7 protein-coding genes and 2 pseudogenes are annotated in these 17,931 nt (G+C 37.3%); 1 reads left to right on the forward strand and 8 read right to left on the reverse strand.

Features of this window, described 5'->3' with window-relative positions; all coding sequences use genetic code 11:
- From RQ907_RS03245 to RQ907_RS08390, 8 genes and pseudogenes are all read right to left on the reverse strand, one after another.
- Nucleotides 1-1,083, reverse strand: a pseudogene (locus tag RQ907_RS03245) (hypothetical protein); the annotation flags it as partial.
- Nucleotides 1,084-1,213: 130 nt separating this feature from the next.
- Nucleotides 1,214-3,079, reverse strand: a complete 1,866-nt coding sequence (locus RQ907_RS03250; protein ID WP_311491975.1) for an ABC transporter ATP-binding protein — start codon at nt 3,077-3,079, stop codon at nt 1,214-1,216.
- On the reverse strand, nt 3,072-4,835 hold the full coding sequence (locus RQ907_RS03255) for an ABC transporter ATP-binding protein (protein WP_311491976.1): 1,764 nt from the start codon (nt 4,833-4,835) through the stop codon (nt 3,072-3,074). Before RQ907_RS03255 ends, RQ907_RS03250 begins: the two co-directional genes overlap by 8 nt.
- Nucleotides 4,823-5,272: a MarR family winged helix-turn-helix transcriptional regulator gene (locus tag RQ907_RS03260; RefSeq protein ID WP_311491977.1), complete on the reverse strand. Its 450-nt coding sequence runs from the start codon at nt 5,270-5,272 to the stop codon at nt 4,823-4,825. Before RQ907_RS03260 ends, RQ907_RS03255 begins: the two co-directional genes overlap by 13 nt.
- A 385-nt stretch (nt 5,273-5,657) precedes the next feature.
- Nucleotides 5,658-6,041, reverse strand: a complete 384-nt coding sequence (locus tag RQ907_RS03265; protein ID WP_311491978.1) for a hypothetical protein — start codon at nt 6,039-6,041, stop codon at nt 5,658-5,660.
- A gap of 168 nt (nt 6,042-6,209) precedes the next feature.
- Complete coding sequence (locus RQ907_RS03270) at nt 6,210-9,689, reverse strand: InlB B-repeat-containing protein (protein ID WP_311491979.1); 3,480 nt, start codon at nt 9,687-9,689, stop codon at nt 6,210-6,212.
- 11 nt (nt 9,690-9,700) lie between these two features.
- The gene (locus RQ907_RS08385) at nt 9,701-14,602 is read right to left on the reverse strand and encodes an InlB B-repeat-containing protein (RefSeq protein WP_399522284.1); all 4,902 of its coding nucleotides are present in this window, start codon (nt 14,600-14,602) and stop codon (nt 9,701-9,703) included.
- A gap of 75 nt (nt 14,603-14,677) precedes the next feature.
- A complete protein-coding gene (locus RQ907_RS08390) occupies nt 14,678-17,500 on the reverse strand; it encodes a hypothetical protein (RefSeq protein ID WP_399522286.1) in 2,823 nt (940 codons plus the stop codon).
- Between the two features lie 226 nt (nt 17,501-17,726).
- Here RQ907_RS08390 and RQ907_RS03280 point away from each other — a divergent pair.
- Nucleotides 17,727-17,931, forward strand: a pseudogene (locus RQ907_RS03280) (nitric-oxide reductase); the annotation flags it as partial.

A 17,931-nucleotide genomic window follows, 5' to 3' on the forward strand; every position in this document is an offset into this window, starting at 1 on the left:
CTGCAATGCTTCTATTTTTTCTACCTTAATATCAGAACCTGGTTTTACCTTGTATTTATTATATAGGCTAGGATTATCTTTGTTTCCTATTTTTGTTACCTGACCCTTTACAACCTGCACACCTTCACCAAGCTTGATTTCTACTTCTACGGCATCGCTTGGGACATTTTGAGCAGAAGCTGCAGTTATGCTAGAGCTTACATTTAGGATTTGCCCAGCAAGTTTTAACTCTGACTTATCATCAAATATGATTTTTATAGATCCCTCTTGCCTTTCAATTTTATTGGCACTCCTAGAACTAGCATCCTCAACTTTTGCATTTTTCAAAGCTTCCTCTGCGAATTTCTTATCCTCATCAGCAAGGTCTTCTGCTAGTTTAAGGCCCTTTTTCCAATCAATAGGGTCATTTTTCCAAATATTTATATCCTTAAGTTCAAAGGCCCTTTTATTTTTTACTTTCTCAGCACTAGTTTCAGCTATTTTGTTTTTAGAAATTTTCATCTCTATATAATTAGGTTTTTTTCCTGACTCTTTTTGGCTTACACCTAAAAATCCATCAACTAAGCCAATATGACCTGGTCTAGCTATACTCCACTTGCCATCTTTTCCTACCTTTATCTCAGTAGCAGTGCTCACAGGACTCAAATCTGTCTTTGTTGTACCATAATAAATTTCAATTATTGAACCAGGCACACCTGTCCCACTGATTTTTTCGCTGTCCTTTGTAACTGGATCTACACTTGGTTTTTTAGATACTTCTGCAAAAGGGTTTTCCTTCCCCTTATCTTTCTTAATTTGTTCAACAGCCTTGGCAAAAATTACTTTGGCCTGGCTAAGAGCTTCAGCCTTATCACTTACTTTTGACTTTATATCATATAATTTTATAGCCAAATTGGCTTTTTCATTTGGACTTAGATCCAAATCATCTATCATATTTATCAATTCTTCTATTGTGCTTGCGTCACTTTGTGACTTCGCTTGAGAAATATGTGTATTTGTACTAGCAAAGGCACTACTAACTGCATTATTAGCTAAGATTAAACCTAGACTTAGGGCCATTACTATTATCTTCTTATTTTTCATGCTTCCTCCTTGGGATAATTTTCCATATATATTGTAACAAATAGTATAAATATTGTCTATGTCCTTCATTATAATGAAAGTATTTTCTAATTAAAAAATCTCCCAACCTTAGAAAAGATTGGGAGAGCTTTTAATCAAGTTCCAACTTACCGGTGTATAATTGCCAATAAGTTCCTTTTTCTTTTATTAATTTTTCGTGGTTGCCACGTTCTATAATCCTACCATTATCCATAACCATGATTACGTCAGAGTTTTGGATGGTTGAGAGCCTGTGGGCAATTACAATAGATGTTGCCCCTGTCATTAGCTTATCCATGGCGTCTGTAACTTCTTTTTCTGTGGCTGTATCAATTGAAGAAGTCGCCTCGTCTAAAATTAACATGGCAGGTTCTGCAATGGCTGCCCTTGAGATTGAGATTAACTGGTTTTGCCCATCTGAAAGGCTTGACCCATCTCCTTTTATTTCTGTATCATACTTATCTGGTAGCCTTTTAATAAAAGAATCCGCCCCAGAAAGTCTTGCAGCAGCCTTTACATCTCCATCACTCGCCCTTAGCCTACCATACTTAATATTTCCCTCGATGGTATCTGTAAAGAGGTTTACTTCTTGGAGTACCATACCAAAGGCACGCCTTAGGGCATCTTTTTTGATATCCCTTATATCAATACCGTCAACCATGATTGACCCGTTGTCAATTTCATAAAATCTGGTGATAACGTTGGTAATAGTAGTCTTGCCTGCACCTGTTGAACCAACAAAGGCGATTTTTTCTCCAGGATTAGCATAAAATGAAATATCCTTAAGGATTTGATTTTTGCCATCATAGGAAAAGTCAACGTGCTTAAACTCCAGTCTTCCCTCAAGCATCTTATAGTGTTTCCTATCGCCATCATCCCACATCCAAGCGTAGCGGCCTGTTAGGTCGTCACACTCTGTCACAGACCCATCTGGATTTTCTACAGCGTGGACAAGCTCTATAAAGCCAGTATCTTTTTCTATTGGCATATCAATTATTTCAAAAATCCTATCTGCACCTGCCATAGCTTGGAAAACTGAATTTGCCTGTTGGCTTACATTTACCAAAGGATTTTGAATTTGCCTGATATTTGATAAAAAGGCTGCAAGGACTCCCACAGTCATCTTGCCCCCAACTGTCATATAGACTCCGTAAAGGGTGATAGCTGCATAGAGAATATTTACCATATTAAGTAAAAATGGCATCATCCTACCCGCATAGGTATTAGCACGGGTGAAAGAAATCCTAACTTCTTCGGTTTTTTGCCTAAAAGTATCAAGGATTTTTTCTTCTCTTGAAAATACTTTTACAACTTTCTGGCCAGAAAGAGTTTCTTCTGAAAATCCCTGGAGGCTAGAAATGTTTCCCTGACCTTCCCTAAAGGCCCTAGATGATTTAATAATTATCCTAGACAAAATTGGTATCAAGATTGTAAGGCCAATCAACATTGTAAGGGTCAAATTGAAACTAAGCTTAAACATGACTAGGATTGTGCCCACAAGCATAATTGTTGCCCTAACAATGGTTGGGACTGTGTTTGCAAGCGCCTGGCTTAGGACGTCTGTGTCGTTGGTAAACCTAGACATAATCTCGCCGTGTTGGTTGGTATCAAAAAAATTGATAGGCATTTTTTGGACTTTTGCAAATAATTCTTGCCTAATATTTCTAATAGATCTTTCTCCGACCCTAACCATTAGCCTTGAATATATAAAAGAAGTAAGAGCAGAAACTGCATAAATAACTCCCATTTGTAAACACGCTCTCTTTAGACCTGCTACGTCAGATTTTAAGATATAAGAATCAATAATTGGCTTAAGCATATTCACTCCCCAAATTTGGGTAAGGGCTGAAACTATAACGCAAAGAATAATTAAAACCATCTGCCACCTGTAGGCAAAAAGGTAGGATAAGAGCCTCGATATAGACGAAAATGAAACTTTTCTCCTATAGGATTTATCATTCATTTTGTAATTACTCATTAGCTCCACCTCCTTGTTCTTGGATGTCGTAGGTCTCTCTGTAGACCTTATTTGTTTTATAAAGCTCATCGTGAGTACCAATGGCCTCGATTTTTCCCTCGTTCATAACTATTATCCTATCCACATATTTAAATGAAGATACCCTTTGGGAAATAATTATCTTGGTCAAATCCTTGTAGTATTTGTTAATACCATCAATGATGGCTGTTTCAGTCTTGGTATCAACTGCAGATGTGGAATTATCCATAATAAGGATTTTTGGCTTTTTAAGGAGGGCTCTGGCAATGGTTAGCCTTTGCTTTTGGCCACCAGACACACCAGTTCCACCTTGACCCAAGACTGACTCATAGCCATCGTGGCGGACTTTTACAAAGTCATCTGCCTGGGCAATTTTACTTGCAAGTTCAATTTCTTCTATACTTGCATTTTCATCTCCCCACCTTAAATTATTTGCAATTGTCCCTGAAAATAGGGTATTTTTCTGTAAGACAATCGCCACATCATCACGCAAAGTTTTTAGGTCATAGGTCTCTACCGGATGACCTCCCACTTTGAGAGTCCCCTCGCTTATGTCATAAAGCCTTGGAATCAGCTGGACTAGGGTAGATTTCGAAGATCCTGTTGGCCCTAAAATGCCAATTGATTCTCCACTTTTGATGTGGATATTTATATCTTCAAGCTGGTAGGAATCTGAATCTTTCTCGTATTTGAAAGACACCTTGTCAAAATCAATTGACCCGTCTTCTAATTTTTGACCCTCGATTTTTTTGTCATTGGCCATTGAAGGTTTCCTAGAGATTACCTCTACCACCCTTGTAATACCAGGTGAGGCTGACATAAACATGGTGAGAACCATGGACATACCGATAAAAGCACCTAAAAGCATGGTCGCATACATATTAAAGGCAACAAGGTCGCCAACTTCTAGCCTTCCTTCAATTATCTCAATCCCTCCAAAATAGGTTATGCCAACAAAGGTAGCAAACAAAACCACATTTGCAAGAGGAAAGACAAGAGACATTGGCCCTTGGGACCCATCTGCATATTCAAACATCTTTTCATTCTGGATTCCAAACTTATCTAGTTCATATCTCTTCCTAAAAAATGCCTTGATTACACGCATATTTTTAAGATTTTCTTCAACCACTAGGTTTAATTTGTCATATTGAAACCTCGCCTTCCTAAATTTTGGAATTGCATAAGTTGTAAGTCCCATCAAAAGAGCAAATAGAATTGGCACTGCCACCAAAAATATAAGTGACAATTTTAGGCTTGACTTAAGAGCCAAAACAAAAGCAACAATCGCCATAGCCACAGTCTTGATTACAAACCTAGTTGAAACAAACATAGAAAAGGTAATCTGCTGGGTATCAGACGACAATCTTGTTAAAAGCGATGGGACTCCAAAATAATCCAAATCCTCAAAAGAAAATCTCTGGATATTTTCAAACTGAGCAAGCCTGGCATTGCGACCCATACCAGACGAAGCAATCCCCGCATTTTTAGTTGCCTGCATCCCACAAAACATGGTAATTAGGGATAAAACAACCATCAAAACCCCATACTTAAGGGCAAGTCCCAAGTCTTTTCCCTTTACAGCTTCATTAAGGGTAAGGCCCATAATAGCTGGAATTGCAAGCTCTAAGATAGTTTCAAGACTGGTATAAACCCTTGAAATATTCCTATTTTTCTTGTATTCTCCCAAATATCTTTTGATATAGGAAAATGACCTGTAAAATTCCTTTATAGTTTCCATTCATCCTCCTTTTTAAAATCTTCCTTTAAGGTACGAGTCAAAAGCCTTAGAGCATCGCCTATCTCCTTAACTTTTTCCTCGCCTAATTTCTCATACATTCTCTCATTGGCAGCAATAATTGGCCTTAACTTCTCATCCCTATTTTCCTTGCCCTTGTCAGTCAACCTCAAAATCCTAATCCTCTTATCATCCTTAGCCTGGATTAGGTCGATAAGACCATTTTCTTCCATATCCTTGATGACATTGTTTATAGTCTGCTTAGGAGCGCTAAGCTTCTCCGCTAGGCTTTTTTGGGTAGGATTTTCCAAAAGACCTATGTGGATAAGGATAATAGTCTCCAGGTCATTTAGACCGTAAAACTTTGCCCTCTCCCTGCTAAGGCCACTGGCACATCTCAGTAAAGAAAAAATAGAGAAGATTGGATGTTCTTTCATCATAAATCCTCTTTCTCTAAAATAAATAAACAATTATTTGTTATAAATTATTATAGTACTATTTAGGACTAAGTCAAGGTAAATTTATTTAAGCCCATATTATCCTGTCATTCTAAGGGAGAAAAACAAAGAAAAAATCCCACAAAGGCTTGGCTCCTCATTTATTAAATCTAAAAATTTTCCTAATTATATAAACACTCGCAATAATTTTCCCAAACTCAGGTAATAATAAGGTAAAATCCTCAGATGAATTTTATCTTTTAGATATAAAGTCAAACGGGATTCATCATTACAAAAATTTCCCAAAGCCAGATAAAATATAAGGGAAATATAAGTCGAATTTTGCCAACAGAAAAAGGCCCAAGCCTTAGCTTGCGCCCTTAATCTTTTAATTTTCTTTTCTGCTCCTAGTAACGTATAGACCTAGGCCTGCTGCAGCTGCAACAATAGCCGCCATACTCAAACCAGCCACACCTGTTCTTGGGCCATTATTTCTCATAATTGGTCCGATAACATTTATCTTTTCATAGACTGCTGTGAAATATGCTGATTCTACTAAATCGCCATCTGCTGGTAATTTTGGTGACCAAGCTACAAACCTGTAGTTGCTATCAACGTGGGTAGCCACTGGCACAACCAAACCATCAATAGCTCTCTTTGCCTCGCCCCATGTTAGGGTATCTAAGATATCAAAGGCAATTACTTCGCCTTGCTTAAATGCTATATCATATCTCAAATATCCATCCTTGGTTGGGTCAAAATAGACTCTCACATAACCCTTTGGAATTGGGCTATTTATACTGGTGTTAACTCTGATAACATCATACTTGCGAGATGGTCTATTAGGAGTCTTAGCTCTTTTGACTTTCTTTTCTGGAATTTTTTCTTCTTCCTCTTCAGGTTACCTAACCTTGTCAGGAGTTTTTTCCTTGTAGTGGTCCTATTCCTTATCGTGGTCTTTATCCTTATCAGGATTTTCCTTGTCAGGATCCTTCACCCCTGGCTCATCATCACCAGGTAAGATAGGATCTGGCTCTGGTTTTGGTTCTGGATTAGGTGTTGGGTTTGGTGTTGGATTTGGATTTGGACATGTATTTTCACATGGTTCTTTTACATAAATCCAAACCAAGGCATCTGCCTTTGTTCCATCCTTAAATGTTACCTCAATTATTGCTGAGGTAAATTTACCACCCTCACTTGTATCTGGTCCTTGTTTGATTGTCAATGAGTCAATTTCTTTTCCTTCACCTGGGAAAATATGTTTACTCCAATCATAATTATCAAATGAAGTACCCTTATCTACTGCTAGAGGTGTAGTTGTCAAGACATTACCCTTTACATCTGGACACTCTGGAGTCTCAGCTTTTTTGATTTCCTCATATTTGGCTGTGACTATATAGGTTTTAGAGCCTTTAGGTAAATTTACTGTTAGGTCATTATCCCATCCCTTAAATTTATAGTCATCTTTGGCTATAACTGTAGGTGAAGGAATATTAACTTCTACACCCGGTCTTATCCAATAATTCTTGATACCCTTTATCTCACCGTGATCGCCTTCTTTAAATTCTACTTTTACAAAGCCTTCAACCTCTTTTTCTGATATGTTTTCAATATCGTTATAAAGGGCGGTGATCTCTTGTCCATCCTTGTATTGGATAGCTTGATCTATGGAAATATCCCACCTAGCAAAGCTGTAACCATCATTCGCTTTTACTTTTGGTGCAGAATCTTTTAGGACAACTGCCTTATTTGGATTGACATAGAATGTGGTTTCTCCTTCTAGACTACCATTAGCACCTGGTTTGAAGGTCACTTTTATATAGCCATCTGGGATTGTATTTGGTTTTCCATTCTTATCTTTTTCTGGAATAATTCCGTCAAGGTCACTGGCCTTTGCTGTTACAAGGATATCTTCTTCTTTGATTTCAGTAGTATCATCTTTGTCCCACTTTTCAAACTTATAACCATTTTCTGCTGTGCATTGTGGTTTAGCTAAGTCTTTTAAAGTTAGAGGACTTCCATCAGCTTTCTTTCCATTTTTCTTTACATAGTAGAATTTTGGGTCTTTCAATTTCAAGCCTGGATCTGCATCAAAACTTACACGGATATATCCTTCTGGCCTTGTGATTGGGTCTTTTGGATCATATTCAATTATATCTTTAGACTCAGTGTAGGTTGCTGTGATTGTCGTTTCATCTGCAGTAAACTGCTTTGGAGTAGATGGTGAATATGAATCTCCATTAGCATCTGCTCCCATTTTCCATTCTTTGAATGTGTAATATTGGCTTCCCTTAGGATTTTTTACTGGGATTATTACATCTTTATTTTTCTTAACCCAGAATATTTTGGCACCTTCCATAGTACCCTTATCTGTTGGAACGAAAGTTACTTTTACGAAACCATCTGGCAAATTGTCAGGTTTCTTATCCCCTTTTTGTGGGATAACGTCTTGTGAATATTGAGCTTCAATTTTTGTTGCTTTATCAAATTGAGTCCTAACACCCAAAACATATTTTGTATTATCGGCATCGCCTTCTTTGTGCCACTTAATAAATTCATAACCTTCATTTGGTGTAGGGTCATTTCCAGGAATTACAACCATGGCTTTTGGATTTACATAATAGTAATATTTTTGAGGATCAGTCGCCTTGGTTGTTGGATCAACAGTTACTTTTACATAGTCTTTTGGTACATAATAAGGCTTCTTTGTACGGGTCTTTGCCTCGTAGATGTTTTTGATAACCTTGATAGGGATTTTAACATCCCTGGTCTTGCCGTTTTTAAATCTGACTTTGGCATCTACGATTTCAATCCTGGTTGGCTCACCATTAGGATTATCTTTTTCCTTTAATTTTTCATAAAGAAAGGCTTTTAAGTCAGCACTATCTTCGGTGTATTCCTTACTTCCATCTATTATGGCAAGTGTATCATTTTTTGATAATGACTTAGGGTCTCCATTTTTATCCTTAATCTTAACTTGTTCTCTCAAATTATCGTAAGTAGGGATAAAATCATTCATATATTCTGTGTCGCCATCATTTTTAAAGGACTCTTTTACTTCTAAGGCATCCTCTTGGATATCATTATTATCCCAAATGGCATAGAAGGTTTTGGCTTTTGTTACATTTGTAATTTCTGCCTTAAATTCTTCATCACTTAGAGTAGTGCCATTTTTTTCTTTCGCCCAACCCTTGAAGGTTTCTAAGTCCTTGCTTGGCTTTTCTGGTATATCTTTTAACTTGCCATCGTATTCAACTTCTTTTACGATTTTTTGCTCAGCAGTCGGATCTGTAATAGAGTCAAACTTACCACCATTGGCATCAAAGGTGATAGGCAAGATTTCTGTCATAGTAAGCTTACCACCATTTATGACATCGTAGGTGAGGTCGTATTTGTAGACCTTATTCTTATAAGAAATTCTTTTATTATCCCTATCTAATTTATAAGTATCAGTTGACTCTTCATCTGGATCTGCTACACCAACCTTTGGTGTTGTATCCAAATCTCTTGCCCTATAATCACTGTATTCACCAGGATCGTTTGGATCAGGTCGATCGTTTCTTATAATGCTCTTTTCAGTATCATTACTTGGAAATCTAAAAATTCCGTAATTATCTGGGTCTATTTCATTTCCAGGAAGGAAAGAACCCTCTACTGTAGGTCTGTTTTCTACTTCTACTCCAGTGTTCCATTTTGAGGTAAACTTAGTTGAGGCTACCTGTTGAAGCTTTATGTCAAGATTAATATCACCTACTATCTCACCTGTATTAGGATCGGGGTCTCCAAATGAATATCCTCCATTAGTACCAAAAAGGGTTGTTGTTAGCAACTTTACATGTTCGGTTACATCTTGATCTAGGAGTACATCATACCTGTATGGTTTCAATTCTTTTGAATAGATTGGAAGCTTAGTTGGATTACCTTTGTCATCAGACCATGTATACTTTCCATCTTTGTCCACCTTTAAGAAATACTTAATTCCAGTTCTTCTAGATGTAGTATCATCACTCTGTTCAAAAACAATTAGTGCTTTATTAGGTTTTCCATCTTGATCTGTCCCAAAAACGCCTTCCCAATCAAATTTCTTTCCATCAAGACCTCTAGTACTAAAAATTGCTGTTACATTCCCGAAAATTAATGGTTTTCTAGCATTCTCTGGATCTTGGTCAGGGAAGTAAGGGGAGCTAAAAAGTTGAACTCCCCTTTTCATTCTTCTACCATTGGATTTATTTCTTTGTTGTCTATTAGCTTCTTGTATTATTTTTACATTTGGTTTGGGGTAGGATTTTACATCTATACTCCCCACCCTAACCAAATTATTTTGCTTAGGAGTAATCTCCTTAGCAACAGCTCTTACTGGCATCATGATTTCAAAAATCATGATTATTGCCAATAAGAATGTAATTATTCTTTTTTTCAAGATTTCACTCCTTATCTAACCACATAATGTCTCTTTTGAGATTTTAATCCATTTGTTTTTGCATAAACTGCAATTTTATCTCCACTTTGTAATATAGTAGGATTATCGCCATCGTTTAGCTTAAAGCTAGGAATTCTTTCAATCTTAAATTTGTTTCGTCTTATCCTAGTTTTTATCTCGAGAATACCTGGTTTGTATATAAATTCTTGTCCATTTCTTTGTAGAACCAAGCATCCTTCTGCCCCATCAGTTAAATTAGTAATTTCAACATAGTAGTCACCTGCAAATGGTTCTCTTACAGTAATATCAGGAGCTATAAAACTTTCTGAATCTATAGTTGTATCTTTTTCAAATTCACCTGTGACTGTACCAGTCTTTTTATCTTCACCCCATCCTGCAAAATCATAACTTTCAACAGTTTTTACTAATAGAGGTGGTTTTATTTTAACCTCAGTTTTACTTTTGACATAGAATTTTGAAGTTCCATCCATATAGGCCTTGTCCTTTGGAACTCTAAACTCTACAAGCACCATGCCCTCAGGTTTATCCTCTTTAAGCTTATCATCAGGAGTGACTTCTGGGTCTATTGGTATTACGTCAGCTTCTGGCTCGTAGAGGGCTGTGAAGATTTTTTCTTTTTCGCCTTCTTCTAGGGTCAAGTTTAATTCCTTATCCCAACCATACTTAGGTGTTTCACCTTCTTGGTCTGCTTTGGCTTTGTAGTATTTGTTTGGTTTTATACCAGGTACTTCCATACCCTTTTGCTGAGCCTCACCAAATGTTAGAGTTTTCGCTACCTTGTAGGTTGTTTCTTCAAACTCATTATTTTTGTCATCTATAAGTTTACCATGGTCACCTTGTTTAAAGGTTACTTTGATAAATTGTTCTTCGACTGTGGCATTTTTATCAATTTTTTGAACTAGTTTTTGCCATTGGGCTATTAGGGTCTTATTTGCTGTTATTTTTGTATCGAAATCAAAGTATTCTTCTTTGTTTTCTTCTTTCCAGCCCATAAATACCTTGCCATCTAAAGTTGGATTATCTGGTTTATTTGCTTGTTTTCCGTGGACTACTTCTTGGCTAGGAACATTGCTGCCACCCATTGTGTTGAAGGTTACTGTATGTTTAACACTTGTCCATTGGGCGATAGCTGTAGTATCTTTTGTCAAGCTTATTTCATCACCCACTTTATGGGGTTGACCATCAATCATCCAACCAGCAAATACTTCATTATCTTTTTCCAAGCTAGCTTGTGATGCAAGTCTTAACTTAGTTCCATAGTCATATTTGGCCTCAGCTGGAGGATTTCCTTTGCTAGCGCCATTGCCGTCATAAGTCAATTTGACTTTAACTAGCTTAAATCTAGCTACATGGATTCTTTGGTCTTTAATTGGATGAGTCTCATCTATTGGCTCATACCAACCATCGTCTTCGTAGTTGGCATCTGGGCTTGTCTTTGGAACTGCAAGTTCTTTTTCACCTGCGGTTTGGCCATCTCCTAAGACTTTCAACTTGATGTCAGCCTTTGGATTTACATAGTAGATTTTTTCTACCTTGTTGCCGTCAAGCTTTCCATTTTTTCCATCTTCATCTGCCCTAAAGATTACTTCTACATAGCCATCAGGTTTCTTTGTATTGTCGTCAATTTTTTCTACTATATCTTTTGACTTGTCAAAGTTAAATACAAAGCTTGTTTCTTTGTCTGTAAAGGTGCCCTTTAAAGTTTTATTATCTTTATTGGTCCATTTTTCACCATTTACATAATAACCTGTTTCTGGAGTCTTGGTAACTTTACCAGCAGATTCTGTCATATCGACTTCTACTTCTGGGCTTACATAGTATAGTAAATCACCAGATATGCTTCCGCCTTCTCCTGCCTCAAATTTTACTTTTACATAATTTTCTAAAGCTTCTTTTGGTCTAGAACCGTCAGAATTAGCAGGCACGATTGGTTCGTGAACCTTAACTGTGACTTCAAGTGGTTTGTCTTCTGATCCCACGCTTGAACCATCGGTGTATTTTACTATTACCTTTACCTTGCTTTCCCCAGGTTTAGTGACATCTGGATCTTTTACTATTTTTACTTCCTTAATAGTCTTGCCTTTTGGAGGAGTAATTTGTTTAGTTATTTCTTCTACAGATGGAGTCTTACCTTGTGGGGTGTGGATATTATCGGTAGTTGGCATTATTTCCTTAACCTTTTCAGGTTTTACAGAATATTTTGCTAGGATTGTAGTTTCTTTTTCTTTGAATTGTCCTACAATTTTATCTGGCCAATGTCTAGCCTTATCATTTTCTACTTGCCACTTAGAGAAGTTCATTGTGTAACCAGCTGCTCCTTGTTTTGCAGGGTCGGCTGCAACAGTTTTGCCTGTTGGATTTGTTACAGGAATTGTAACTTCTTTTTTAGGGTTAACCCAGAAGGTCTTTTCAAACTTGGTGTCATCAGTTGCATTGTCAGTTGTTTTAACAATTACTTTGACATATTCATCTGGTACTTCTGGTTTCTTATTAGGATCTTTTTGTTCTTCAACATCCTCTACAAAGATTGGTTTGATTATAGTATCTTCTGTAAATTTATAACGGTTATTAAACTTATAATCAGCTTCTATTTGCTGAGGATTGTCTTTCTTATCCTCATAGGAAGACCATCTAATAAAGCCATTCTCTGTTTTTTCGTCATCAGTAATTTTAATTTCAGGTATATCTACCCAAGCATTTGGATTTACATAATAAACTTTTTTATTTTTATTTTGGAATTTTTTGGTTGGCTCTACTGTGACTTTAATATATCTATTGTATTTAGTATCTTTTAAAATATCTTTCAAACCACCTTTGTTGGCTTCTTTGCTTTCGGCGTCTTTTAGATATTCTGGTTCATCATCTTTTTCTATTAGGGCTTCGTAACGGTTTTTATAAACTGTTATTGGGATTGGTAGTTCTTGTTCCCCACCATCTTTAAATTTAACCTTAGCCCAAATTCTTTCTATGCGGATGGTCTTTTCTGTATCAGGAACATTCATCTCTTCTACAAGGTTAAAGATATCTTCATCTGATTTTATTACTTTGTCGACATTTCCTTCTTTATTCTTGGTAACAAATTTTATTGTAGCTCCTTCTGGAAGTGGTTTTACTTTGCCTTTTTCTTTCCAAACTAATTGTTTATTTAGATCTTCTAGTGTTGGAGCAAAGTTATTTGACCAATCCTTTGTGCCATCAGCTTTGTCATCTTTGAAGGCTTCTGTTCTTACAAGACCAGATGAGCTTAGACCTGACCATTCGAAGTAGGCTGTGAAGGTGTAGTTCCTATTGATTGTGGTTTCTTTGTTTAGCCACTTTTCATCATTCCATTCTTTAAAGGCCTTGCCTGTATCTGGTGTGATATAGTAGCGGTTTGCTTCTTTTACCTTTTCCTTGCCTTGAGCATCCTGACCAGATTCCCATAAGATTGGATGTGGAAGTAAGTCTGATTTTAGACCCTTGATGACGTCGTAGTTTAGTTCGGTGACAGATTTTCCGTCAGCATCCTTAAAGACTCCGCCCTTATCCTTTTCATCTACCTTGAAGGTGACTCTTACATAACCTTCTGGAGTAGGATCTTTTGGATTTTTTACTTCTATTACTCTTACATCCTTATAATAGAAGTAAATTTCATCAGAGCCTGTGCCATTGATGCCCAAAAACTCGTTTGTATCTTCATTCACATCGTAGAAGAGTTGTTGTTGTGGTTTACCAACTAATTTCCAACCTGGTATCTGGCGGTAGTTTTTGGCGTCGTAATGACGACACTTACTTACAACAGATTCTTTCTTTACAATCTTGTACTTATCTAGGATTTTTTCTAATTTATCCCTGTTAGCTTCAAATTTCTTTTTATTTTCCTTATTTGCTTCTAGTAGAGCATCGTCTTTTAGGCCTTCAGTTTTTGTTGGATGCAAATCCTTAAAGAATTGTTCAACCTCAGCCTTGGCTTTTTCGTCTAGGAAGTTGACCTTGTAATTACGGGTCCTAAATGGTCTGTAGTAAAACCTGAAGACATTTTCTGGGTTTGGTTTATAAACAGGATTTGTTTCAGTTCCTATATTGATGTTGTCTAGGACTCTGAAGGTTTGGAAGAAGGTGTTCTTTAGTTTAACACGTTCATTGTATTTTTCATACTCTGGTTTTAGTTCGTGTTCCTTTGTGCCTGTTACATCGCCGTCTTCATTCTTGATTTGCTCAACCCATTTGCCATCAAGTTTTTTCATAAGCTCATCATTGTCAGCTAAGATCCAATGTTCATCTTGCTTTTCACCTGTGGTTGGTACATAGTCACCCACACGCTTGTAGTCTAGGCTGTTTTCTTCTGGGTTTGGATACTTACTTTCATCTAGAACAAACTTATCGCCGTCATCGGTCTTTTTTAGATAGTAATGGTAAACTTTAACTTCTGCCCTCTTATTTTCAACCCAAATTGCCTTTAGGTAGATAGGAGCAACCACATCTGTTCCAAAGGAGTAAAGCTCTGGTACCTTGTATCTATTACGATATGAGTCGTCGATTTCATTAGTATAGTCTCCATTATTATCTTTTTTGTAACGGATTACTTCCCAACCTAAGAAGTCATAACCATAACGACTAGGTTTTGGGAGTTCTTTTAGTTTTTGTCTTTGAACCACGGTAAAGACTTGTTTTCCCGGTTCAGCTGTTTCACCATTATATCCTTTTACAGGGTAGGTCTTTTCTTCCTCTTGACCGATATCCCCCTCTTTGATGGTTTTCATCTCAGTTGTAAGCTTATCTGGATTAATTGTTTCTAGTTTTCCACCATTAGGATCTACAGTTACCTTCCATTTATAGTCTGGCTCGTTCCAAATAGCGTAGAGGTTTAATGCGTGGAAAGGCATTGTTTCTTTTTGGTTTTTCCAAACCATCTTCTTTCCAGCTGGATCTAGGGCCCAACCCTTAAATACTATTTGGTCTGATAGGCCTTCTGGTCTTTTGAACCTTTAGTTGCCATTTTTATCCTTGGCAAATTCCTTAGGGTCATTTTTATCTCTTTGCAAAAGATCGTATAGACCTAATTTAAATAAATTGTTTGGATTGTCTAATAAGTTTTTAGGTCCTTCTTTTGTGTCTACTTTCTTATATTCATCTTTGTCATCTACATCAGGGCTTAGGGCCTTTAGTGGGAATTCGTAGAAGGTTTCTAGGGCGTTTGCGTCCTTGTTTTGATCCTCTGTTCCACCTTTAACAGGATACTTAAACTCATTGTCAGCCTTAATTACTGTTGGGTCGTAGTTAAACCTTAGTGGATACTTGTTACGTTTGTAATGGAATTGTAGGTATCCATTCTCTGTAAATTCTTGACCACCGGCCTTTACGTCTCCAAATTCATCGGTATCGCTAAAGAATGATGGTATAAAGTCTAGCTGACCGATAGGGAGTTTGATTCCATTGTTGTTATAGTATGTCCCACAAGTGTTAGGAGTGATTTCATCACGCTCGTCGTTTAGTTCATCAATTCCTTCTTCATTAACACGACCATTTTCCTCACTTCCCTCTTTGATAACTGGCCATGCGCTTTGAGGATTACCAGGCTCATAGTCACGAGGTGTAAAGCCTGTAACTTTAGGGTATCTGTGTCCATATCCTAGTCCAGCGGTATCCGCTTTGGTTCTAACAAGGTCATAACGAATGATGGTTTCGTCTTTCTTAAAGCCGTCCATCCAAAAATCCATGTGGTGAGGGATAGAAGGATGATCCTGTTTTATACCAAAGGAAAGTGTTGTAAAATCCAATGGATCAAGATCAATGGTTGTGCCATCGCCCTTGTCTATATGTTTAGTATAGCCACCCCAACTGGTGTAATTTGCCATGTCGAGGAACTCTTCAGCATTAAGCCTATAAGGTGGTGTGTCAAGGTGGATTGGCCAATTAGGTGAAGTATAATTTGGTCCCCAACCGAAAGATTGGTAGCCAGGTGTGAAGCCCTTGGTTTGCTTGGCATCATTTGGCCACTTATACATCATCTCATTAAATCTTGCCTTATAGTGGTATAGATTGCCAGGACCACCTAGCATGACCGCCTCTCCCTTTGCAGGGTCGTAGCCCCATATTTCTGGGTAGATAGTATTTTCTTCAGGTTGTGCATTAGACTTTGTGAAGTAAAGGTCGTAGACTTGGCGGTCGTAGTAGATGTTGTAGACTGTTTTGCCTGTGGCTGAAACTGCCTTTGTCACTAGTGGGTTTTTTGAGTCTTTGTTTTGTTTATCTGTTAATTCTTTGTTGTAGACAAAGAACTTGTTTAGATAAAGGTCATGGCTACGATTGAATTTTGCGCCCTTCCAAATCTTTTGTAGACGAGCTTTGTCTAGATCTGGGAATGGTAGACCTGGTAAAGTTGTCCCTTGTCCATCATCGACTGGGCCTGAGCTCTCTGAATCTAGATTTGGTCTTGAGCCTGTGTCTTTTTGTTTATAGACACGGGTGCTCATGTAGTCGTATTTTTCTAAAATAGATGCATTAGCAGCATGGTCTGCCTTCTCTGCCCAGAATTGGATGGCGTAGTCTGCCTTTTCCTTATCCTTCCACACTGCTGTGAAGGTTAGCTTTTCTCTTGGGATTGTATCACTGCCCAATTTTAGGGCCGGCATCTTAAGTTTTATTTCTTCTGTTTTTTCTTTTTTAGGCTTACCATCTTCAAGCTCATAAGCACCACCACTATCTTTTTTGTAATAGGTACTTGCCAAGTCAACTATGGCATTGCCATTAGCATCTTTAATGATCTCACCCTTTTTATATTCTTTCCCGTCTGCTCCCTTTAGATTGTGGGATGGCTTCCAACCCAAAAATTCACAACCTTCCTTGGTTGGGATACTATTTTCGTCTATATTTGGAATTTCTTGGTCGTAGTAGTAAGTCCTAGTTGGCAAAGGTGTTCCGTCTTGGGTGTCAAAGACAACATCATAGGCAGCACGGTTGTAACGGTACTCGATTTTAAAATCAGATGTATCTTCTGGAACTTGGGTTTTTAGCTTGATAATCTGTGGCTCAAAGCCCGGTCTCTCATTTTCTGGCAAAGCTTGGACTTCCAAAGTAGAACCAGTATTACCTTTTAATGTGCTTAAGTTTTCGTGATTAAGCACAAGCTCTTGATATTTTGCCTTTTGATCAGGATCCTTTAAATCATATTTTGTTTCTTTTCCAGCTTTATCTATGACTGTTCCGTCATATTTTGTAATTGTTCCATCTTTGTTGGTAAACTTGTTGAAGTCTTCCATATCTTGAAAGACGTGTTTGACAGTTACAGTGTTTGTTCTGGCCTTGTATTTATAATCATTTAGGGCCAGGTACTCTTTACCATTCCTGTCATTTCCAGTTTGCTTGCCATTATTCGCCTTCTTTACAATACTATCATAAGTATTGGTAAAGGATTCAACTCCCTTTGGCTTGTCATAACCCGCCATGTTTGGGAGCTTGATCTCCTTATTTATCTTTTTTTGTTCATCAGGGCTTGCAGCCTCCCCTACACTTGCTACATAGGGTTGGTAGTTGACGCTATATTTTTCTCCCTTTTCTGCCTTATAATCAGTACGCAAGGTATAAATTGCTGGTTGGTTTGGATTTTTTGTCAAATTCTCAGCTGTTTGCCCATTTTCTAGCCTAGCTATACTTACAGGCGTTTTTTCATTTATAATCTTTGCCTTATCCCCTGCGAGATTATCATAATTATAGGTATGATCATCAACCGCCGCAAAAGCTGGGGCTATATTTGATGCCATCATTATTGTGGCTACCAATAAGGCCATTAGTTTCCTCATCGCTTTCATTTTTTTCCCTTTTCTCCTTCTTATGGAATTACTCTCCTTGTGTATTTTAACAATATAAAATACACCTATAGATGATATAATTATACACTATATAGTGCAAAAAATAAACGTTAAAGGCATTTATTATAAAGATTTTACAAATAATCCACAATATCTTATAAATATTGTAAAAAAGGTAAAAAGTGATTTTTTATATCCTAATTGTATAATAAATTCGAGGTGTATTATGATTGAATATTTAAAAGACCAGGGCATAAACGAGAACTTGATTGCCCAATTAGAAAAATATAGAGAAGAAAATGGACTTGATAATAACGATAGGATTATCAAGCCTGAATACAAATACTATGGTAAAGATGTATTAGAACAAGCCATTGCTGCCCTTCTTGCAGGAAAGAATATCCTCCTTACAGGGGCTAAGGCTACTGGTA

It is taken from the genome of uncultured Anaerococcus sp. (genome assembly GCF_963510575.1).
Classification (GTDB): domain Bacteria; phylum Bacillota; class Clostridia; order Tissierellales; family Peptoniphilaceae; genus Anaerococcus.